This window comes from Planotetraspora sp. GP83 (assembly GCF_041262585.1).
GTDB lineage: Bacteria > Actinomycetota > Actinomycetes > Streptosporangiales > Streptosporangiaceae > JAOEGB01.
Window position 1 is genome coordinate 182,168 of record NZ_JBGCBZ010000001.1, and the last position, 19,919, is coordinate 202,086.

20 protein-coding genes and 1 pseudogene are annotated in these 19,919 nt (G+C 68.4%); 10 read left to right on the forward strand and 11 right to left on the reverse strand.

Annotated features, from left to right (window positions below; all coding sequences use genetic code 11):
- Positions 1–14 precede the first annotated feature (14 nt).
- Both ABH927_RS00905 and ABH927_RS00910 read right to left on the reverse strand, forming a co-directional pair.
- Positions 15–953 (reverse strand): cyclase family protein, encoded by a 939-nt coding sequence (locus ABH927_RS00905; RefSeq protein ID WP_370017468.1) that lies wholly within the window; start codon positions 951–953, stop codon positions 15–17.
- Positions 954–1,257: 304 nt separating this feature from the next.
- Complete coding sequence (locus ABH927_RS00910; RefSeq protein ID WP_370017469.1) at positions 1,258–2,073, reverse strand: PIG-L family deacetylase; 816 nt, start codon at positions 2,071–2,073, stop codon at positions 1,258–1,260.
- Between the two features lie 142 nt (positions 2,074–2,215).
- Here ABH927_RS00910 and ABH927_RS00915 point away from each other — a divergent pair, with 142 nt between their 5' ends.
- The 6 genes from ABH927_RS00915 to ABH927_RS00940 all read left to right on the forward strand — a co-directional run bounded on the left by ABH927_RS00915 (position 2,216) and on the right by ABH927_RS00940 (position 8,221).
- Positions 2,216–2,509 carry an ArsR/SmtB family transcription factor gene (locus tag ABH927_RS00915; protein WP_370017470.1) on the forward strand — a complete coding sequence of 98 codons (294 nt, stop codon included), beginning with the start codon at positions 2,216–2,218 and terminating at the stop codon, positions 2,507–2,509.
- Positions 2,506–2,892: a VOC family protein gene (locus ABH927_RS00920; RefSeq protein ID WP_370017832.1), complete on the forward strand. Its 387-nt coding sequence runs from the start codon at positions 2,506–2,508 to the stop codon at positions 2,890–2,892. Before ABH927_RS00915 ends, ABH927_RS00920 begins: the two co-directional genes overlap by 4 nt.
- Before the next feature lie 237 nt (positions 2,893–3,129).
- Positions 3,130–4,305 (forward strand): glutathione-independent formaldehyde dehydrogenase, encoded by a 1,176-nt coding sequence (locus ABH927_RS00925; protein ID WP_370017471.1) that lies wholly within the window; start codon positions 3,130–3,132, stop codon positions 4,303–4,305.
- A 341-nt stretch (positions 4,306–4,646) separates the two neighbouring features.
- On the forward strand, positions 4,647–6,452 hold the full coding sequence (locus ABH927_RS00930) for an NAD-dependent malic enzyme (RefSeq protein ID WP_370017472.1): 1,806 nt from the start codon (positions 4,647–4,649) through the stop codon (positions 6,450–6,452).
- Positions 6,449–7,915, forward strand: a complete 1,467-nt coding sequence (gene fumC, locus ABH927_RS00935; protein WP_370017473.1) for a class II fumarate hydratase — start codon at positions 6,449–6,451, stop codon at positions 7,913–7,915. The genes ABH927_RS00930 and fumC overlap by 4 nt, the downstream gene beginning before the upstream one ends.
- Before the next feature lie 69 nt (positions 7,916–7,984).
- The gene (locus tag ABH927_RS00940) at positions 7,985–8,221 is read left to right on the forward strand and encodes a hypothetical protein (RefSeq protein ID WP_370017474.1); all 237 of its coding nucleotides are present in this window, start codon (positions 7,985–7,987) and stop codon (positions 8,219–8,221) included.
- Positions 8,222–8,233: 12 nt separating this feature from the next.
- Here ABH927_RS00940 and ABH927_RS00945 read toward each other — a convergent pair whose 3' ends face one another.
- Positions 8,234–8,515, reverse strand: coding sequence for a recombinase family protein (locus ABH927_RS00945; RefSeq protein WP_370017475.1), 282 nt, complete (start codon positions 8,513–8,515; stop codon positions 8,234–8,236).
- A 280-nt stretch (positions 8,516–8,795) separates the two neighbouring features.
- A complete protein-coding gene (locus tag ABH927_RS00950; RefSeq protein ID WP_370017476.1) occupies positions 8,796–9,701 on the reverse strand; it encodes an NADP-dependent oxidoreductase in 906 nt (301 codons plus the stop codon).
- Positions 9,702–9,980: 279 nt separating this feature from the next.
- On the opposite strand from ABH927_RS00950, the gene ABH927_RS00955 reads away from it, so the two are divergent.
- Positions 9,981–10,358 (forward strand): winged helix-turn-helix transcriptional regulator, encoded by a 378-nt coding sequence (locus tag ABH927_RS00955; RefSeq protein WP_370017477.1) that lies wholly within the window; start codon positions 9,981–9,983, stop codon positions 10,356–10,358.
- A 396-nt stretch (positions 10,359–10,754) separates the two neighbouring features.
- Positions 10,755–10,979: a hypothetical protein gene (locus ABH927_RS00960; RefSeq protein ID WP_370017478.1), complete on the forward strand. Its 225-nt coding sequence runs from the start codon at positions 10,755–10,757 to the stop codon at positions 10,977–10,979.
- A 53-nt stretch (positions 10,980–11,032) separates the two neighbouring features.
- On the opposite strand, the gene ABH927_RS00965 is transcribed toward ABH927_RS00960, so the two are convergent.
- Positions 11,033–11,332: a hypothetical protein gene (locus tag ABH927_RS00965; protein ID WP_370017479.1), complete on the reverse strand. Its 300-nt coding sequence runs from the start codon at positions 11,330–11,332 to the stop codon at positions 11,033–11,035.
- Positions 11,333–11,536: 204 nt separating this feature from the next.
- Here ABH927_RS00965 and ABH927_RS00970 point away from each other — a divergent pair.
- Positions 11,537–12,120 (forward strand): annotated as a pseudogene (locus ABH927_RS00970) (transposase); the annotation flags it as partial.
- A gap of 161 nt (positions 12,121–12,281) precedes the next feature.
- On the opposite strand, the gene ABH927_RS00975 reads toward ABH927_RS00970, so the two are convergent.
- From ABH927_RS00975 to ABH927_RS00985, 3 genes are all read right to left on the reverse strand, one after another.
- The gene (locus tag ABH927_RS00975) at positions 12,282–12,866 is read right to left on the reverse strand and encodes an RICIN domain-containing protein (protein ID WP_370017480.1); all 585 of its coding nucleotides are present in this window, start codon (positions 12,864–12,866) and stop codon (positions 12,282–12,284) included.
- Positions 12,863–13,339 (reverse strand): hypothetical protein, encoded by a 477-nt coding sequence (locus ABH927_RS00980; protein ID WP_370017481.1) that lies wholly within the window; start codon positions 13,337–13,339, stop codon positions 12,863–12,865. The genes ABH927_RS00975 and ABH927_RS00980 overlap by 4 nt, the downstream gene beginning before the upstream one ends.
- Before the next feature lie 524 nt (positions 13,340–13,863).
- The gene (locus ABH927_RS00985) at positions 13,864–14,325 is read right to left on the reverse strand and encodes a hypothetical protein (RefSeq protein WP_370017482.1); all 462 of its coding nucleotides are present in this window, start codon (positions 14,323–14,325) and stop codon (positions 13,864–13,866) included.
- A 305-nt stretch (positions 14,326–14,630) separates the two neighbouring features.
- Between ABH927_RS00985 and ABH927_RS00990 the strand changes: the two genes are divergently transcribed.
- The gene (locus ABH927_RS00990; RefSeq protein ID WP_370017483.1) at positions 14,631–15,368 is read left to right on the forward strand and encodes a helix-turn-helix domain-containing protein; all 738 of its coding nucleotides are present in this window, start codon (positions 14,631–14,633) and stop codon (positions 15,366–15,368) included.
- A gap of 203 nt (positions 15,369–15,571) precedes the next feature.
- Here ABH927_RS00990 and ABH927_RS00995 read toward each other — a convergent pair whose 3' ends face one another.
- The 3 genes from ABH927_RS00995 to ABH927_RS01005 all read right to left on the reverse strand — a co-directional run bounded on the left by ABH927_RS00995 (position 15,572) and on the right by ABH927_RS01005 (position 19,708).
- Entirely contained in the window at positions 15,572–16,378 is an 807-nt protein-coding gene (locus ABH927_RS00995) for a DUF4158 domain-containing protein (protein ID WP_370017484.1), read from the reverse strand.
- A gap of 320 nt (positions 16,379–16,698) precedes the next feature.
- A complete protein-coding gene (locus ABH927_RS01000) occupies positions 16,699–18,105 on the reverse strand; it encodes an IS4 family transposase (protein ID WP_370017485.1) in 1,407 nt (468 codons plus the stop codon).
- Between the two features lie 130 nt (positions 18,106–18,235).
- Complete coding sequence (locus ABH927_RS01005; RefSeq protein ID WP_370017486.1) at positions 18,236–19,708, reverse strand: SDR family oxidoreductase; 1,473 nt, start codon at positions 19,706–19,708, stop codon at positions 18,236–18,238.
- Positions 19,709–19,919 lie beyond the last annotated feature (211 nt).

The following is a 19,919-nucleotide window of genomic DNA, read 5'->3' on the forward strand; positions in this document are numbered from 1 at the left end:
CTCGTGAACCGCGGTCAGAATGTGGCGATCGGGTTGACCGGGCTGCCGGACGTACCGGCGAAGCGGACCGGCGCGACTGCGAGGTGGAAGTCCCACTGGCCGAGCTCGGCAGCCGTCGTCGCGCACGCCTCCAGGTCGCAGTTGTCGAGCATCCACAGACCCATTGCGACGAGGCTCACGGCGTGAACCGGCATCAACACGTCTTCGTACCCCGATGGCTGAACGTCCTGGGGGGTGTCAGCGCCGATCAGCGCGACCTCCCGTTCATGCAGCCACGGCAGGCAGGACGCGTGCCAGCCGGCCTGCGTGAAACCGCTGGCCTCACCGGCCTCGTGCCGGACGCGACCATAGCCGGTCCGCAGGAGTACCGCATCGCCGGGTCGCACCCGCACACCCTGGCGACGCTCGGCCTCCTCGAGATCGTCGGGAAACACACCCTGCCCTGGTTCCAACCACGGCACATCGCGGACCCTCGCAATGTCCAGCAGGACACCACGCGTGATGATCCCGTTCGCCGCCGCCGTGACGGCCGCCCACGCCGATCCCGTTGCGGCGTCGACCAACGAGTGCGACCGCCCGTTGTACATCGTGCCGTCCCAGAAGATGTGGCACGGCGAGTCGACGTGGGTGAGGGTGTTGCCGTGGAACGTGACGCCGAGTCGCTCAGACGAAAAGCCCCAGCGCCGGTCGTCGCGGAATCCGGGCACCGGCATGTCCTCGGCACCCGGCATGTCGGCGGCGCACGGGCACGTCGTCGTCGACCGCTCCATGTCTTCCGGTACGGCAACCTCCCACGCGCACGACACGCTCCTGCCGTGGCGCACGGCCCGCGCCGCCGCCAGCCGGACGTCGTCGGTGATGTGGTTCAGAGTGCCGAGCTCGTCGTCGTCGCCCCACCGTCCCCAGTTCGACAGCGTGTTGAAGTACCCGAGCACGTCGTCCTGTGTGGGCATCGGTCGCCCTGCCGTCATCCCAGCATCGGCTCCTCCGGTCACGCGGTTCGAGGCACCGAAGGCAGGGTATCCCGCCCTCTCCTTTGACATGCCAAGGTCCGCTGAGCTGGCAGGGTACTAGATCAGCGGGCCGGTTGCGTCCACGGAGGTGGTGCATGAGTTGAGCGACGTGGATGTAAAGAGCATCGCGCGGTACGCCTCACGAGTCTCGCCTCCTGGGTAGAGGCGAGGCTCGCCCGGGCCGGCCTGGGTGACGTCCCGGTTCGCCCGGGGGCCGGCGTCGATCGAACGGCTTTCCTAGCCGCTAGTCCCGCAGCCCGGCGAACAGGTCGTCCTCGTGGTCGGGCGCGGCGACCCGGGAGAAGTGGCGCACGAACGCCTCGAACGAGAAGGCCCGCTGCTGGATGTCGTCGGGCATGCGCAGCAGGAAGATGTTCTCGCCCTGGCTCTCGTGCGCCTTGAGGGCCTTGATCTTGCGCTCGACGTACGGCGAGACGTCCACGACGCTGGTGATGAGCTCGTCGGGGGTGCCGAAGTCCTCAGGTAGGTCCACGCCCACGTCCATCCCGGACGAGCGCATCAGCTCGAACATCTCCCTGATGGCGGCCCGGGGAACGGCGGTGTAGTACAGCTTGTCCGGGATGCCGGTCGCCTCGGTCGCCGCCACGGCGATCCGATGCGCCTGGATGTGGTCCGGGTGGCCGTATCCGCCGTTCTCGTCGTAGGTCACCACCACCTGGGGCCGGTAGCGTTCGATCAGCTCGCCCAGCCGGGCGGCGGCCTTCTCCACGGGAACGTTGGCGAAGGCGTCGGGGTGGCCGTTGCCGTCCCAGCCGTCCATGCCGGAGTCGCGGTATCCGAGCAGTTCCAGATGGGCCACCCCCAGATGGTCCGCGGACTCACGCAGCTCGGCGAGCCTCCGCTCGGCCACCGCGCTGTCGTCATGCCCCGGCTCGCCCGGCTTCACCCCGCCAGGGCCGTCGCCCTGCTCGCCGTTCGTGCAGGTGACGAGGACGGTACGGATGCCCTCCTCCACGTAGCGGGCCAGGATGCCGCCGGTGCCGAGCACTTCGTCGTCAGGGTGGGCGTGCACGGCCATCACAGTGAGTTCTCGATTCATGGGATCACGCTATCTCGCGATATGAGGGCACGAGTGGCGACAGCCGTGGCGGATCAGCCATGTCCGGCCGGATCGTGCTGGGCCTTCGGGCGCAGCTAACCAAACTTGATAGGCAAGTCGAGACTTGCCTATGGTGGGGGTTATGGCGGAGGATGTCTTCAAGGCCCTGGCTGACCCCACCCGCCGGCGCATCCTCGATGAGCTGGTGGAACGGGACGGCCAGACCCTGTTCGAGATTTGCACACGGCTGGTGACCAAGCACGGTCTGGGACTGTCCCGCCAGGCGATCAGTCAGCATTTGGCTGTACTGGAATCCGCAGGTCTGGTCCGTTCGCGGCGCCAGGGCCGCTACAAGTTTCACGATCTGAACACCGAACCCCTTGAGCGCATCCTCACCAGGTGGCTCAAGCCCGATACACCGGAGGCACCCCCATGAAGATCCACCTGTCCAGCGTCTTCGTCGATGACCAGGACAAGGCCCTGCGCTTCTATACCGACGTGCTCGGCTTCGTGAAGAAGACCGAGGTCCCGCTGGGCGAGCACCGTTGGCTCACAGTTGTCTCGCCGGAAGACCCCGACGGGACCGAACTGCTGCTGGAGCCCGACGGCCATCCCGCCGTGAAGCCGTACAAGGAGGCGCTGGTCCAGGACGGCATCCCGGCCGCCTCTTTCGCCGTGCAGGACGTAGCTGCGGAGTTCAACCGGCTGCGCGAGCTCGGGGTCCGCTTCACCCAAGAGCCGCTGGAGATGGGCCCGGTCACCACAGCGGTCCTGGACGACACCTGCGGCAACCTGATCCAAATCGTGCACAGCAAGTAAGGACCCCTGCGCCGATGCCAGCCACGACCGCGCCACAATGGTCACCGCGGGCGGGGCCGCGCGGGGTCACGAAGGGAAAATAGGCTGGTAGTGAGTGGCCCCGGGTGCAGGGGCGTGGACTTGGGTGCGGGAAAGCTCCCTTGGAGTAGCCGGGGTGCACCGAGGAGTAGTGGGTGCTGTTCAGCCGTCGGATGAGACGACGGAGGTTCGGATGGTTGGAAGCGGTGGACGGCCGGTATGAAGGCCGTCGTCTTCGCCGGCACCCGCTCGGTCGCGGTCGAGGACGTCCCGGACGCGGTGCTGGAGGCGCCGGAAGACGTCGTCGTCCGGATCAGCTCGAGCGCGATCTGCGGGACCGACCTGCACATGTACGACGGGCGTACGGGAGCCACGCCGGGGCTGGTCCTGGGGCACGAGCCTCTGGGCGTCGTCGAGCAGGCCGGGCCCGCGGTCGAGATGGTCAAGCCCGGGGATCGGGTGGTGATCCCGACCCATGTGTATTGCGGGGTGTGCGTCAATTGCGCGCGGGGCCTGTCGGCGGCCTGTCTGCGGGTGCGCCCGGGGGGCTTCGGAGCCGCGTACGGCTACGCGGGCATGGGGCCTTACCGCGGCGCGCAGGCCGAACTGCTGAGAGTGCCCTTCGCCGACGCCAACTGCGTCGCCGTACCCGGAGAACCCGGCGACGATCGTGAAGACGATCTGGTGTTGCTGGCTGACGCGTTCGTGACCGGCTGGCACGCGACCGTGCTGGGGGAGGTGACCGCGGGCGCGACCGTCGCGGTCTTCGGCGCGGGAACCATCGGCCTGCTGGCGGCCTACAGCTCGCTGCTGAAGGGGGCGGCCGAAGTCTACGTCGTCGACGCGGTACCCGAACGACTGGACAAGGCCGGCGAAATCGGTGCCGTGCCCGTCGACTACCGGAAGGGGGATCCGGTCGACCAGATCCGCGAGCTGCGCCGGGCACTCGGCCTGGCGCCCGGAGAGGCGGCGATCAGCGGGGTCCAGGTGGGCATCGACGCGGTGGGGTTCCAGGCTCACGACCGCCTGGTGCCCGGGCTGGAGAACCCGACGCAGGTCGTCAGCGATCTCGCCCGGCTGGTAAACCCGACGGGGCATCTGGGCATCATCGGCGTATACGCCGAAAAGGACCTGCATCCGGCCCCCGAGGGGCGCGCCGACGGCCGTCTCACGGTGCCGTGGGCGATGTTCTTCTCCAAGGGTGTCTCAGTGAGGTTCGGCCGTACGCACGACCGGCGCTACACGGTGTTGCTGCGTGACCTCGTGCTGTCCGGCCGGGCCCGTCCCAGCGTGGTGGTCACCCATCATGGCCGGCTCGATGACGCGCCCGGGTTTTACCAGGCGTTCGACAAGCGCGCCGACGGAGTGATCACGGCCGTCCTGCGGCCCGGCTGACCGCCGCGCTTCCCATCCAGGTCCTGTCCGACGGTCGCTACGTCCTGGTGTTCCGGCAGTCGGTCGCCACCGGCGAGCCGGCTCGGTGTACGCGACGACCGGCGGCGGCCTGTCGGGCGAGCCGGCCGCAGGAACTACGTCCTGACCGGCGGGGCCAAGGTCGCCCAGGTCGACGGCTCGCTGCTGTGCGACCGGTTCGTGCTCAAAGGGTGGGGTGGAGCGCAGGTCATAGGCACCGTTCCTTCGGGCGCGCTGGAGCGGCCCCTTCATTCCTTTGCCGGGGATTTGGGGCAGTTGTGAGGTGTGGCTCAGTGTCCATACCCCCGGCCGGGGCAGCCTCTGTGAGGGGCTGTTTCGCCCTGACCGGGCGCCGGGTGCTGGGCGGGGTGCTCGAAAGGGGGATGACCACGATGTCACCGGGGAAGAGGAAGCCGGATCTGGTGAGCTTCACGTTCGCCGAGCAGCCGGACGGGAGTTACGTGACGTCCCTGCATGGCCAGGCGGTGCTGCACGAGCCGCTGCTGAACAAGGGCACGGCGTTCTCGCCGCAGGAACGGGCCGAGTTGGGCCTGGACGGGCTGCTGCCGCCGGCGGTCGAGTCACTGGATGAGCAGGCGAGGCGGATGTACGTGCAGTACCGGGCGCAGCCGACCGACCTGCTCAAGAACGTCTACCTGGAGGCGCTGCGGGACCGCAACGAGGTGCTCTACTACCGGCTGCTGAGTGATCATCTGCGCGAGATGCTGCCGATCGTGTACGACCCGACCATCGGCGAGGCGATCAAGACCTACAGCCATGAGTACCGGCGTCCCAGGGGGGTGTACCTGTCCATCGACGATCCGGGCGGGATCGAGCAGGCGTTCAAGAACGTCGGGCTGGGCCCGGACGACGTCGACCTCATCGTAGCCTCCGACGCCGAGGAGATCCTGGGTATCGGCGACTGGGGGGTGGGCGGCGGCGTCGGCATCGCGACCGGCAAGCTGGCCGTCTACACGGCCGCCGCGGGTATCGACCCTGGCCGGGTCATCCCGGTCGCTCTGGACGTGGGCACCGACAACGAGGCGCTGCTGAACGACCCGGCCTACGTCGGCAACCGGCACGCAAGGGTACGGGGGCAGCGGTACGACGACTTCATCGACGCCTACGTGACCACGGCCACCCGGATGTTCCCCGGTGCCCTGCTGCACTGGGAGGACTTCGGACCGTCCAACGCCCAGCGGATCCTGGAGAAGTACACCGGCCAGATCTGCACCTTCAATGACGACATGCAGGGCACCGGGGCGATCGTGCTGGCCGCCATGCTCGGCGCCGTCAAAGTGTCCGCGACCCCGATGCGTGAGCAGCGGATCGTCATCTTCGGCGCGGGTACCGCCGGCATCGGCATCGCCGACCAACTGCGCGATGCGATGATCCGCGACGGCCTGGACCACGACAGCGCGACCCGGCGGATCTGGCCGATCGACAAGCAGGGCCTGCTCACCGACGACATGACGGACCTGCGGGACTTCCAGCAGCCATATGCCCGCCCGCGGGACGAGGTCGCCGACTGGCCGCGAGACGAGCACGGCATCTCGCTGGCCGAGGTCGTCGAGCGGGTCAAGCCGACCATGCTGCTGGGCACCTCCACCGCGCACGGCGCGTTCACCGAGAAGATCGTGCGCACGATGGCGGCGGGCGTGGACCGTCCGATCATCTTCCCGATCTCCAACCCGACCGAGCGGATCGAGGCGATGCCCCCCGACCTGATCCGCTGGAGCGACGGCAGGGCCCTGATCGCCACCGGAATCCCGATCGAGCCGATCACGTACAGCGGCGTCACCTACGCCATCGCCCAGGCCAACAACGCCCTGCTCTACCCCGGCCTCGGGCTAGGCGTGGTGGTTGCGCGAGCCCGCCGGGTAAGTCCCGGCATGTTCCAGGCCGCTGCCGAGGCCGTGGGCGGCATGGTCGACGTCTCCGCCCCGGGTGCATCCCTGCTGCCCCAGGTGGAAAACCTGCGAGAGGTCTCCGCCACGGTCGCCGTCGCCGTCGCCAACCAGGCCGCCGAGGAGCACTTGGCCCGTACCACGCTGCACAACACCGTCCAGCAGGTGCAGGAGACCATGTGGCAGCCCGCGTACCGCCCGATCCACGGGAACGGGCAATGAGCGCGCCCCACGTCCGCGACGTGCCGATCGGGCTGCAGGCCACCGGCACCCGGACCGAAAGCGACTCGCTCGGCGAGGTGGAGGTGCCCGCCGAGCACTACTGGGGTGCGCAGACCCAGCGGTCACTGATCCACTTCGACATCGGCGACGACCTTATGCCCAAGGCCGTCTACCACGCCTACGGCTACATCAAGAAGGCCGCCGCGATCGTCAACGCCCGCGCCGGACGGCTGCCCCAATGGCAGGCCGATCTGATCAGCCGGGTCGCCGACGAGGTCATCCGCGGGGAGTTGGACAGCGAGTTCCCGCTGTACGTCTGGCAGACCGGCTCCGGCACCCAGTCCAACATGAACGTCAACGAGGTGATCTCCAACCGGGCGATCCAACTCGTCGGCGGACGGCTGGGCAGCAAGGACCCCATCCACCCGAACGACCACGTGAACATGGGCCAGTCGTCCAACGACACCTTCATCACCGCCATGCACATCGCCACCGTAGAGGCCATCGACGACCATGTGCTGCCCGCCGCCTCCCGGCTGCGCGAGGCCGCCGAGGCCAAAAGCCGGGAGTGGGAGCACGTCGTCAAGATCGGGCGTACGCACCTGGAGGACGCGACCCCGCTGACCGTCGGCCAGGAGTGGTCCGGCTACGCCGCCCAGCTCGGCGACGCCATCGATCACCTCCAGCGCGTCCGTACCGGGCTGTACCGGCTCGCCATCGGGGGCACCGCGGTCGGCACCGGGCTGAACGCGCCGCCGGGGTTCGGCGAGGAGATGGCCAAGCAGATCGCCGAGCTCACCGGGCGGCCCTTCATCAGCGCGCCTAACAAGTTCGCCGCCCAGGCATCCTGTGACCACCTGGTGCGGGCCTCGGCGGCGCTGCGCGCCCTCGCCGTGCCGCTGTTCAAGTTCGCCAACGACCTGCGCTGGCTCGGCTCCGGGCCGCGCATCGGGCTGCACGAGCTGATCCTCCCGGCCAACGAGCCGGGCTCGTCCATCATGCCGGGCAAGGTCAACCCGACCCAGGCTGAGGCCATGCTGATGGTCGCCATCCAGGTGGTCGGCAACGACACCGCCGTCTCGATGGCCGGCGCCGAAGGCAACTTCGAGCTGAACGCCTTCCGCCCGGTCATCATAAAAAACGCGCTGCATTCAGCGCGGATCCTGTCCGACATGATGGACCACTTCCGCAGGTTCCTCGTCGAAGGGGCCAAGCTCAACGCCGAAAGGCTGCGCTACAACATCGAGCATTCGATCATGATGGTGACCGCGCTCAGCCCCGTCGTCGGCTACGACGAGGCCGCCCGCATCGCCCACCACGCCCTGGACAAGGGCCTTGCGCTCAAGGACGCCGCACTCCAGTGCGGCGTCGAAGAGGGCACCTACGACAGGATCGTCAAGCCGGAAAGCCTTACCAAGCCCGGGGTGCCCAGCCCGGATGGCGGCACCCGCGCTGAGTGGTAAGGATTGATCTTAGGTGCGCTTTGCCACCGCGGCGGGCGGCCCGCATAGTGGCCGTGGAGATGGTCAAAAGTGACCGATCAGCTGGTCTCCTCCCACTACGTGCACGCGGCGGCATCGCGCGAGACGCTGTTCCGCCGGCTGGCGGAATCGGTCGCGCCGGGCGGCACCCTGCTCATCGTCGGCCATCACCCATCGGATCTGGGGACCACTATCTCGCACGCCTCAGCGCCAGAGGTGTACTTCACGGCCGAGGAGGTCGCGGCCGGCCTCGACCCCGGGGTTGAGTATCCGCGCTACAGCGGTTAACGATGAGAATGATCATGGTGCTCTGTGAGGGGAGTCGGCCGAGATGCGCAGCTCGGCGCCGAGGGTCACCAGGTGCAGTACGGAGCGGGAGAGCCGGTCGAGCCGGGTGACCTTCAACGTGTCGCCCTCGCGCATCAGCTGCATGACGAGATCGAGCTTGGGGCGGGAGGCTTTCGCGCCGCTGGCGACGTCGACGTGGATGTTGTCGCGGTCGACGCCGTTGCGGAGAAGCGCGTCGATCTGGTGGTCGGGGTTCTGGTCGGCCGTCGAAGTGCGGCAGTAGCCAAGAAGCATTGTCGGAACTACCCCGACGACCGTTCACCGACGTTGATTTCCGACGCGCGTTGTCGACAGTTCCCACCTGCGGGTTCGTGGTCACGCGCGTGAGTGTCGGCAGACGGTCGTTTGCCGACACTTTCGGGCCCGGCCTCGACTGCTGATCCGGGGCGTCCCATATCGCGTTTCCGTCGGACCCGTGCATCCGGCAGCGGCAGACGTCCAGCGCTGAGCAGTCAGCGCCAGCCCACCAAGATCATCGCTTGGCGGACTGGCGCATCTGCGCCGTGCCCCCGCTTCAGATGCAGATCACGATCTTTCCGCGTGTGCGTCCGCGCTCGGCGTGCGCGTGGGCGTCGGCGATCCGCTCCAGGGGGTAGGTCTGTTCGATACGGGGTGTGTAGCGGCCTTGCCGGCCCAGTTCCGCGGCCGCGGACAGGAGGGTGGAGTCGTTCTCCGCGTTGACCACATGCGTGCCCAGGCGCTGCCCGCCTGCGTGGTCGGCGACCGTCGCGACGCGTATCGGGTCGCCCGTGATCGCGACGAGGTCGTCCAGGGATCCGGAGGCCGCGGTGTCGAGCGCGATGTCGACGCCGTGCGGAGCAAGAGCGGAGAGGCGCCCCGCGAGGCCGGGGCCGTAGGTGGTGGGAACGGCGCCGAGAGAGGTGAGGAACTCGTGGTTGCGTTCGCTGGCTGTCCCGATCACGGTGGCACCTTGTGCCACAGCTATCTCGACTGCCGCGCCGCCCACGCCTCCGGCGGCGCCCTCGACGAGAAGGGTGCGCCCCGCCAGGGAGCCGAGCGCGTTCAGGCCACGCATCGCGGTCACGGATGCGAGGCCGGCGCCCGCGGCCTGCTCATCGTTCCACGTGTCGGGGGCGTGGGCCCAGGCTGAGAGGATGACCAGCTCTGCGGTTGCGCCGGTGACACCGCCCAGCCCGAAGACGCGGTCGCCGATGCTCACCCCCTGCACTCCGTCACCGATTTCGTCGACCACGCCGGCGGCGTCGCGCCCGGGGATGGCGGGTAGCTCCAGGGGAATCAGCTGGTGCAGGGTGCCGGCGCGCAGCTTCCAGTCGATGGGATTGACGCTGGCCGCCGCGACGCGGACACGGATCTCACCAAGTCCGGGGTGGGGGTCGGGGGCCTGCTCGATCACCAGGCTCTCCGCTCCGCCGTATTCATGGAAGCGGGCTGCACGCATAATGCCCTTCCTTACCTTTATAGGTCGAAATGACGGTGTTCATTCGACGCCCGTTACTGCAAATCTGACGTTGACTTGAGGTGCGGCAAGCCGACTGCCTCCCGGCCAGAGGAGGACGGGTGCGGATCGGTGAGGTTGTCGAGCAGTCGGGCAGCCACCCGCCCCGACAACCACGATCCTGCCCATCGTCGGAATACCTCCCGTTGAGTCGATGCTCCAGAAGATATCCAGAAGGTCGGTCACCAGCTGGATACCAAGACCTGAGACGGGAGACCCTCAATGACGCAACGGCCACCGCTGCCACCCGACTTGTTCGACGAGCTGTGCCCGTCCTCGCTGATGCCTTTCCGCTTCGGTGACAAATGGGCATCCATGGTCCTCCGCTGCCTGGACGACGGCCCGCGCAGATACTCCGAACTCCGCGTACCACTGAGTCGCGTCACCCCGAAGGCGCTCACCCAGTCGCTCCGCGGCTTGGAGCGGAACGGGTTCGTGTCACGCACCGTGCACGCCGACCCGAAACTGCGGGTGGAGTACGCGCTGACACCGCTAGGCCGCAGCACGCTGGAGCCGCTGGCCGCCGCGTGCCAATGGGCGGCCGAGCACTGGGACGAGCTACTCGACGCCCGCGAGGGCGGCATCTCCTCCATCGGCTGACTCGAATCTGCGTTGACGCGTGCCGCACCGGACGAGCCGCACCTCTGTGTTGACTCGGGGAATCGCCGACAGCGGTGTCCGCGGCACCGGGGAGCTGCTGTCCACCGTGAAGTTCATGGTGCAGACCCTCGCCGCCGCCGGGGAGCTCCAGCGTGACCTCCAGCGCGAGCTGACTTACGCCGGGCTGAGGGCGGCCGAGGCCAAGGGCAACAAGGGCGGCCGCCGCCCGGCCGTAGTGGCGGGGAAGGTGGACGCCGTGCGCACCGCGTATCTGGAAGGCCGCTCCATCGCCGCCCTCGCCCGCGACCACGACGTCAGCCGCGGCGCCATCCGAACCGCCGTCGCCGACCTCCTGCCCAGTACACGGCCGCTGCTCCGGACGCCCCGGCCCCGGAGTTGCCGGTCGCCCTCGACATGCCCGGCAAGGTCGCCGACTTCCTCCGCGCGGCCGACCCGCAGCCCGCCGAGCGTGCCACGCTCGACCAGGGCGTCACCGCCGTGCCCGCGATCCACTGCCGGCTCCTCGACGGCAGCCCAGGAACCTCGGCGGTCCCGGCACAGCGCAAGGCCCGCCGCGAGTACGAGAACCGCGTCAGCACCCTCGCGGTCGACACCCCGTAGCGGGCCATCCGGGCTCCAAGATCATCCCGTGGCGGGTTTCTGGCGTATCTGGGTCACACCCCCTTGACGCGCTGCCGCCCGGCGCGCCGGCCCCGGACCTGCTGGGCATCTATCGCGCCGCCGGCTGGACCGCCGTCGTCATCGGCGGGCTCCATGTCCCACAGCGGACGGCCAAACCAGGCGCGGACCTGCTCCAGATGCATCACATCCGAGCTGATCGTCGCGTCCGAGAGTCCGGCGGCGGCTCGGGCGAGCACGAACCCGGCCAGCGCGTCGGTCTCGAACGCCTTCAACTCCTCGCACGTCACCGGCGCCCGCGCCACCCGCAGGTCCTTGACGACCGCCAGTCCCAACTCGGTCCTCCTCGCCTTCACCGATCCAGCAAGACGAACAGCAAGGACGATAGGTCTTCAGAATCTCTGAGGGTTCGTCATCGGCCAGACTTCCTGGGATGCCAGTAAGAACGCCCAGGTCCTGGGGTTGGGCAGGCCGAAGGAGGCTCCGGGAACTGAAGGGTTATTTCTTAGTCAGTGCGGATCAGCAAGGTCCAGGCCGCGATCGGCGCTCTGCCCGCCCACGCGTGGACACCCGCCTACGACGCCGGGGGGGCAGGTACGCACCGGCGCCTGGGTCGCCGAACTGACCGGCCTGGTGAAGCTGGACGGATGGCCCAAGGGCATGCGCCTATCGTGCGCAAGGAACGCCCGCACCCGGGCGCACAACTGCGCTTCACCGACATCGACGGGCACCGCTTCACCTGCTTCGTCACCAACACCCGCCGCGGTCAGCTCGCCGACCTGGAGCTACGCCACCGCCGCCGCGCCCGCTGCGAGGACCGCATCCGCGCCGCCAAGGACACCGGGTTGCGCAACCTGCCCTGCACGACTTCGCCCAAAACCAGATCTGGATGGAGATCGTCGCCCTGGCCTGCGAGCTCATCGCCTGGATGCAGATGCGCGCCCTGGACGGGCCCGCCCGCCGGTATGAGCCTAAACGGCTGCGGCTGCGCCTGTTCGCCGTCGCCGCCCGCCTGGTCCGCGGCGGACGGCGCCTCCGCCTGCGCATCGCCGCATCCTGGCCCTGGGCTGGCCAACTGGTCACCGACATCACCCGGCTCCAAGCGCTCCCGGCCCCGACCTGACCAGCATCAACCCGCCCCGACGACTCAGAAAGGACCCCCGCGGGCCCGTGGAACCCCGCCCACTCGGCGCGACAGCCGGGCCACCAGGCTGACCACGGCCGCGATTTCACACTCCAGCCGAACCGCTCAGCCAGCCACCGGATGGGCGCGAAAGATCGAGGTTAGGCGTAGATGTTCCAGCGCTGGTTCCAGCCTCCGTTGCACTGGTAGACGACAAGCGGCCGGCCGTTGGTGTAGCTGGCGCCCGAGACATCGAGGCAGAGCCCGCTCCGAAGATTGACGAGCTGGACCCAGCTGCTCCCCAAATCGGCCGGTGCCGGCACGGCTGTCCAGCGCTGATTGCTGGCGCCGCTGCAATCCCATTGCTGTACGCGGGTGTTGTTGCCGATCGGCCCATCGGTCGCCATGTCGAGGCACTTTTGGGAGAGCTGGTTCTTCAACTCGTAGACGACGTGGTTGCTCGAATCGATGTCTTTCCAAGTGATGATCCACCGCTGATTCCTGACTTCGACGCCCGGGCTGGCGGTGCGCAGCTGCCACAGCTGAGCCGGGGCACCGTTCGCCATCCCATTCGCCGTGGATGAGTCCATTTTTGTGTCGAGCACCATCTTGGTGCTGCTTTGCGGAAGCACGCTGATGTATGTGGTGATCGAGGCGTTCGCGGGGGCTTGACTGATGAACACGGTTACTAACGCGATGAGTGCGGCAGCCGCAGCCGCGAAGAACTTCCTTGTGCGACGCGTCATGATCGCCTTTCTTCCGTATCGGTCTTCATCTGTTCATCCTTGATGCTTGTGGTATTGGCGTGCGAGCATGCGCCGCGACCTCTCGTTGCTGGAGGCCCTCGCGGGCCAGTTCCACCACCTCGTGCTTGCGGGCGGCACTCGGCCAGCACTTGGGGGGCCTCGGCGACCTTCTGCCGCCGGTAGGTCAGTACCAAGGCGACCAGACCTCCCACCCCGGCCACCACCGCGAACGGGATCTTCAACAGCTCGAACAGAGTGCCCGCGCTCACCTGCGCCTCGGGCTTCAGGCCCTGCACGCCGAACAGCGCCAGTCCCCCGACGATCATCACGCCGAGAAGCGCCACCGCGCCGGTCGACACCAGCACCAGCGCCCGGCCGATCCGCATCAACCGCAACCCTGGCAACTGCTCCTGAGCCCGTGGCGTCGCCCGTTCCGGCGGCGCGGTCGAGCTGGATTTCTCTACCTCGCCCATATGGGGCCATACCGGCAGATCATGGCCGTGTTAAACCCCCCTGGTCTCGTTGCTGCTGAGATGTGGTTGCGGCCTAGATCCACGAGCGCAGCTGGTAGGCCGGGTTGCCGCCATCCACGGCCGCAAAGGCGAGTGCCGGATGGCCGGTGAGCGTCGATTCGGCCGATGCCGAAGTTCTTGACGATCTCGGGGGTCGTCTCCCCGTGCTTCCCTGAAGCTACCGGCTTGCGGTCAGGCCTCGGGGCCGAAGATGCTGAAGGTCACCATCAACTTGATGGTGACCTTCAGCTCGGATGTCCTGGCGGGCGGGTACCGGGGACACAACCGGTAGAAGAACCCGAACCCGTCACCACGCCTCGTGAAACCTCTTCCCAAAGGACGACCGACGGTATGGCTCCCATGTCCGGGCCAGGTAACCCGTAACTCCTTGCCTCGTGGCCGGCCGTCTTCCCGGGGAGCACCGCCAGCAAGATGGCCCACAGCCCCATGCGTCCCAGGCCGCCGTGGCCGTTACGACGAGGCGGCTACCACCAGGCCCCGCATACCGACGGCCCTCCCACTCTCCTGCCGCAGGCGCGGAACCAGTAGCCGGCCGCCGGGCTTGTGTTCTTGGCCGCGCTCGTGTTGGTCAAGCTGTCGCCTTGCACGGTGAACGGGCCGCACTGCACCCAACCGTTGGCGTAGGTCGAGGTCCAGTCCATCCAGACCAGGTCGCCGGCCCGGGTGGCGCCCATGATGATGGCCCATCCATGCTCGACGCCGTTGATGATCCCCTTGTGCAACTCCACGCGCCTGCCGCCACCGAGATCGGCGGTCTTCCCGTCCACGCGCGTGCCGGTCTTGTTGTAGGGGATGTTGGTGAACCCGTTCGCGCCGTTGGTGCAGTTGGCCGCGTCGGCGCTCGCGGGAGAGGACAGGGCGGTCAGGCCGCCGGTGACCAGCGCCGCGGCCAGGGAAACGGAGACGAGCCTACGGATGGATTTCATCGTTCTCCTTCGGGAGGGGTGAATTCACGTGCTTGGCAAGCCTCTCCTCCGCGTATCTGACTTTCGCCGGAGGATGGCGCCGCAGAGATTTTCAGGACGCATTTCCCGGCTGTCATGCCGGGGCATAGGCAGGATGCTCGCATCCGATATCGGCCTCTAGCAAGAGAAGGCCGCGGGATGGGATGCTGGAACGTCTCCATCCACCATGAGCTGCGAACGTGCTGTCCTGCCGGGACGCGGGCGGGACACGCGCCGTTCGGCGGGATGGCCGGTCCGCGGCCTGTCCTCGCACGGGAGGAAACGCGATGACGACCCCAGCCGAGACCGAGCGTTTGACCGCCAGGCTCCGCGCGCTCAAGGACCGTTCGGGAAGCAGTTTCGAAGCGCTCGCACGGCGCAGCGGAATAAGCCGGTCCAGCCTGCACCGGTACTATTCAGGGGCCAGTTTCCCAGCGAGTTATGAAACGGTCCACGCTTTTGCCCGCGCGTGCGGGGCGAGCGACGAGGAGTTACGCGAGCTACGCAAACTCTGGGCGGTCGCCGACATCACCCGTTCCACGCCCCTGCCAGCACCGACTAAGGGCGACGAGGAGGCGTCCGTGTCCCGGCCGCCGCGCACGCGGGTCATCGCCGTCGTGGCGGTCGCGGCCGTGCTGCTGCTCGTGGCGGCCAGCGTCGCCGGAGTTCTCGCGCTGCGAAGCAAGCCGGACGAGACCCCTCACACGGCCGTCCCGATCCGGGTCTTCAACGTCGAAGGAGACTGCCGCACCCGGCCCGGGCGGGTGCCCGCGTGCAGCCTGGGGCTGGCCGTCGATCCCCGACTACCGTACGAGTTCAGCAACGTGGTGTCCCATCGCGTGTGGCACGGCGATGTCCTCAGCGCCGACTGCGTCCTCTACGACGGGGAGCGGGTCGAGGACGAGATGGGCGTCGGCACGACCCGCTGGTTCCGGGTCCGGCTCGACGATGTGCCGAACAGTCACGCCTGGCTCCCCGGCGTGCGCACCAACGACAACCCGAAGCTGCCGGTGTGCACTCCATGAGACGTCCTGCCAGGTCTTCACGCTTCCGCGAACCCGCTCTCCGGCGGATCGAGCCCCGGTTCCGCCAGCGCGAAAAGGTGCCCTTTCCTACCAACTTGCTCCGCACAGAACGGCCATTGCCGAGGGTGCCAGCGAGCAGACCTCGGAGTCGCCCTGAAGCAAAACCCCAGTGCCGTGGTGGCCCGGGGTCGCATTCTTGGACACTATGCAGCGTGCGCAGGCCGCCCCGTATCGTCGCGAAGTGACGACACCTTAGCACTGTGACCCGCCCGAGCCGGAACGCCAGAGATCTCGTTCACCCGGTCCAGCGCCCGCGCCAACGCGGTGCCCGACGTCCGTGTCGGCGGCCTGCGCAACGCCTCCAGATGCGAGATCCGGGCACCCTCGGGCACCTCCAGCAGCGCGGCCAGTTCCGCCGGCAGCGCGGGATCGGCCCGCATCGCGGCCCTGGCCACCGCCATGTGCAGCCGCTTCTCCGCCACTGCCCGGATCTCCGAGACCTCCCGGGCCAGCACGCTCACCCCCGGCAGCAGCACCCGGTTCCCCCGCAGCCACGCCACCGCGTGGTTGAACAGCGCCACCGGCCCCTCCGCGTGCGTCCAGGCCCGGCCGTGCAGGAAGGCCCGAAACTTCCGCCCCCACTGCGGATCGTCGTACTCGTGATATCCGTACCGCTCCCGAATCTCCCACGAGTGCTCGTACGCCGTCGGCTTCCGCTCGGTGTACCGCTTCACCACCGAGGCGTCCTCGATGCCCAACTGCCCGGCCAGGTAGTCGACCACCTCCCACGGGACCGCCAGCGGGTCATCGGTGAGGAATCGTCCGACGTAGCGCACCGTGCACAGTTGCAGGGCTATCCCGAGGCGGTGGCTGTCCGCACGCCGCAGCGCGATCAGATCCCGGTCATCGTCATCGAGGAAAAAGAATCGTTCCAGCTCAGGGCGCGTCGGGACCCCTTGAAAGGCTCCATAGGACGCGGCCTGTTCGTCAGTTAAGAACTCTACGGGCATGAAGCGTGACCGTATGCGATCAAGGGCGGTTTGATCAGGCGTTTCACCGAATCGCGATCAAGAAAACCGACCATGATCATTCTCATCGTTAACCGCTGTACCGCGGATACTCAACCCCGGACCCCGGGCGGTGGGACATCGCGGTCGCCGAGGCCAGGACCCGGCCGGTCACCGGGCACGACGGCCACAAGATCACCGTGCACGACGCCGTCCTTCGCGCCCGCAAGCGTGCATGACCTGCGGGATGTCGCACTGCACAGCGAGGAACGGGCGCGGCGGGGGAAGATCAGGACAGCGACTCTACGCCAATGCCGTTGCGTTTAGTGCTGGGAGCGTGAGGCAAGCCCCTTCTCGAAGATCGTGACATCGGCGTGGAAGCTGTAGGTCTGCGTAGTAGAGGGATGCTGCCCGGCGTTCGGGCCGTACTTGCTGGTCGGGTTCTTACGGGTACGGGCCTTGACGCGGGACCTGCGCCAGGCGGGCAGGAGCGCGCCTAAAACGGCCCGGCCGATCGTGCCGATCAGATCGACCGGGCCGGTCGCAAAGATCCGGGTAGCGGTGGTCACCGTGTCGCCGGCGGACTGGAGCAGGACGGTGAAGCTGATCCGGTCCATGTCCAGGCCCGGTCTCATGGTCACGGCGTCGGCGGCGGCGCGGATGAGCGCCTGGTAGGCCACCAGCAGGGCGTAGACCTCCTGCTCGATGCCGCAGGTGGTGCGTGAGCGCAGGACGCGGCCGTCCAGCATCGTCGCCTTGATCGAAAAGTAGGTGGTCTCGGCCTCCCACCGCTCGTGGTAGAGCTCCACCAGCTCGGCCGCGGGGTAACGATCATGGTCGATCAGGGAGGTGACCAGCCGCCACTGCTCGCGGCGGACGGTCCCATCGGCCAGCGTGACGGTGATGCGCGCCTCGATGATCCGGACCGTCAGCGGCGTGACCAGCACCCCGTAGCCGATCTTCGCCAGGTAGGAGCCGTCGGGCAGGCGCCGGGCGATGAGGGGGCAGCGGCGGGCCGAAGAGCGCACCAGGAACTGCGCCCCGGTCGAGGCCAGGCCGCTCAGAAAGTCGGCGGCGTCGAATCCAGCGTCGGCCAGCACGAGCACACTACGGTCCAGTACGCCCAAAAGCTCGCGCGCGTAGGTAAGCTCACCGTCGCGCTCGGGGCCAAAGGCGGCCGCCAGCAGCGCGCGGGTGCCACATTCGATCACCACCAGCAGACGCAGCAGCGGGTAGCCGAACTCCAGCTTCTCACCCACCCGCTTGGAGTAGCGCCAGGTGACCGCCTCGGTGTCGGGGACATGCAGGTGCGTGCCGTCGATCGCCACCGTGCGCAGGCCCCGGTAGAACACGCCCGGCACAGCCCGCCCGGCGACCGGCCCGGCCACAATCTCAAAGAGCCGGCGCAGCGGCGCGACGCCGATCCGGCGCCGACCCCGCGACAGCGACGACAAGCTCGGCGCGACGAGGGGCAAGCTTGCCAAAGCGGCGGTGAGCTTGCCCCAGACCGCCCGGTAGGAGCAGTGCTCGAACAAGGCCAGCGCGAGGACGAAGTACACCACGACCCGTGAGGGCAGCAGGCGTAGCCTGCGCTCGCGGGTCCCGGTCTCCTCCAGTACCGCGTCCACCAGCTGAAAGTCGACGATCTGGGTGAGTTCGCCGAGGTGGCCCGGCGCGTGGACGCCGGGGGCTACCTCGATCGTGCGATGGATGACAGACTTCTCCCGCAACGGGACTCCTGATGATCTTCTGGCTTGGTCGCAAGATGATCTATCAGAAGTCCCGTTGCTTCGTCATCAGGGCTTGACGGACGGCCGATCAGTCAAACGCAACGGCGTTGGACTCTACGCGCGTCGATCCTCAACGGCACGAGGCAGGGCCGCCACGGGTGGCGGCCCTGGCGACGTTGCCGGGCATGCGGCCGAAGATCAGCCCATGGAGCGGGGAGATGCCCCACCAGTAGAGATGGCCGAGCAGGCCACGCGGATGGAAGATCGCCCGCTGGCCGTACACCGTCCTGCCGTTCTCCTTCCGGCAGGTGAGCTCCAGCCACGCCAGGCCGGGCAGCCGCATCTCGGCGCGCAGCCGCAGCAGGCTGCCCGGGACGATCTCCTCCACCCGCCAGAAGTCGAGCGCGTCGCCGACTCGGAGCCGGTGGGGGTCGCGACGGCCGCGGCGCAGGCCGACGCCGCCCATGAGCCGGTCGAGCAGGCCGCGGATCCGCCAGGCGACGGGCAGCGAATACCACCCGTTGTCGCCGCCGATGCCCTCGATCACCCGCCACAGCTCCTCCGGCGGCGCGTCGACGGGCCTGCTCCGCTCGTCGACGTAGAGGCTGCCGCCCGCCCAGTCCGGGTCGGTGGGCAGGGGGTCGCTCGGAGCGCCGGGGGTGGAGGCCGACGACCACCGGGTCGCGACGTCCGCCCCCTTGATCCGGCGCAGGGCCAGGTCGACCGCCTGGCGGAACCCGACGAGGCCCTCGGGCGGGTCGGGGACGTACCGGGCGATGTCATGCTCGCGGCAGACCGCCTCGTTGCGGAGCGACTCCACCAGCGGCCGCGCGACACCGGCCGGCACGGGCGTCACCAGCCCGACCCAATAGCTCGACAGCCGGGGAGTGAGCAGCGGAACGGGAATGATGACGCGAGGAGGCAGGCCCGCGACATCGGCGTATCCCCGCATCATGTCCCCATAGGACAGGACGTCGGGACCGCCGATGTCGAACCCGCGGCTCACCTCGGGCGGCAGCTCGGCGCAGGCGACGAGGTAGCGCAGCACGTCCCGGATCGCGATCGGCTGGGTCCGCGTGCGCACCCATCGGGGCGTGGTCATGACCGGCAGCCGCTCGGTGAGATAGCGCAGCATCTCGAACGACACCGATCCCGACCCTATGATCATCGCGGCGCGCAGCACGGCCGTCGGGACGCCCGAGTCGAGGAGGATCCGCGCCACCTCGCCCCGAGACCGCATGTGCGGGGACGGCTTGTCGGCCGGGGTCAGGCCGCCGAGGTAGACGATGCGGCGCACACCCGCGTCCTGCGCAGCGGAGGCGAAGATGGTGGCCGCCGCGCGGTCCTTCCCGGCGAAGTCGCGTCCCGAACCCATCGTGTGGATCAGGTAGTAGGCGACGTCCACGCCCTCAAGGGCGGCCCCGGTCTGCTCGGGGACCAGGGCGTCCGCCTGGCCGATCTCCACCTGGTCCTGCCAGGCGTGGTCGCGCAGCCTGCCGGGGGAGCGGGCCATGCACCGCACGCCATACCCCGCGCGCAGCAGCTCAGGCACGAGCCGCCCGCCGATGTAGCCCGTGGCCCCCGTCACCATACACCGGGTCATCTCGCCCCCCGTTCGTCCTGAGTACGGCAGGCCATACCCCGCATGCCGTACGGCCCACGCGCCAAAGAGACCTGCCGTACCGGTGGACGGGGGTTCGGCGCGGCCGGAGATGAATGCGCCGGAGCGATGTCTCTCGCCATGGGCTCCGGCCTACCTGTGAAGGGCGTCGCAGGGACGCCCGAGCCGTACAGGAGAGCCTTCGCCGGATGAG

Bases quoted from the DNA above. Each gene is read 5' to 3' on its own strand.
- ABH927_RS00950 (WP_370017476.1), bottom strand. From the start codon at position 9,701: ATGCGTGCAGCCCGCTTCCATGAATACGGCGGAGCGGAGAGCCTGGTG.
- ABH927_RS00995 (WP_370017484.1), bottom strand. From the start codon at position 16,378: ATGCCCGTAGAGTTCTTAACTGACGAACAGGCCGCGTCCTATGGAGCC.
- ABH927_RS00975 (WP_370017480.1), bottom strand. From the start codon at position 12,866: ATGACGCGTCGCACAAGGAAGTTCTTCGCGGCTGCGGCTGCCGCACTC.
- ABH927_RS00925 (WP_370017471.1), top strand. From the start codon at position 3,130: ATGAAGGCCGTCGTCTTCGCCGGCACCCGCTCGGTCGCGGTCGAGGAC.
- ABH927_RS00915 (WP_370017470.1), top strand. From the start codon at position 2,216: ATGGCGGAGGATGTCTTCAAGGCCCTGGCTGACCCCACCCGCCGGCGC.
- ABH927_RS00920 (WP_370017832.1), top strand. From the start codon at position 2,506: ATGAAGATCCACCTGTCCAGCGTCTTCGTCGATGACCAGGACAAGGCC.
- ABH927_RS01005 (WP_370017486.1), bottom strand. From the start codon at position 19,708: ATGACCCGGTGTATGGTGACGGGGGCCACGGGCTACATCGGCGGGCGG.
- ABH927_RS00980 (WP_370017481.1), bottom strand. From the start codon at position 13,339: ATGGGCGAGGTAGAGAAATCCAGCTCGACCGCGCCGCCGGAACGGGCG.
- ABH927_RS00990 (WP_370017483.1), top strand. From the start codon at position 14,631: ATGACGACCCCAGCCGAGACCGAGCGTTTGACCGCCAGGCTCCGCGCG.
- ABH927_RS00905 (WP_370017468.1), bottom strand. From the start codon at position 953: ATGCCCACACAGGACGACGTGCTCGGGTACTTCAACACGCTGTCGAAC.
- ABH927_RS00985 (WP_370017482.1), bottom strand. From the start codon at position 14,325: ATGAAATCCATCCGTAGGCTCGTCTCCGTTTCCCTGGCCGCGGCGCTG.
- ABH927_RS00955 (WP_370017477.1), top strand. From the start codon at position 9,981: ATGACGCAACGGCCACCGCTGCCACCCGACTTGTTCGACGAGCTGTGC.
- fumC (WP_370017473.1), top strand. From the start codon at position 6,449: ATGAGCGCGCCCCACGTCCGCGACGTGCCGATCGGGCTGCAGGCCACC.
- ABH927_RS00945 (WP_370017475.1), bottom strand. From the start codon at position 8,515: ATGCTTCTTGGCTACTGCCGCACTTCGACGGCCGACCAGAACCCCGAC.
- ABH927_RS00910 (WP_370017469.1), bottom strand. From the start codon at position 2,073: ATGAATCGAGAACTCACTGTGATGGCCGTGCACGCCCACCCTGACGAC.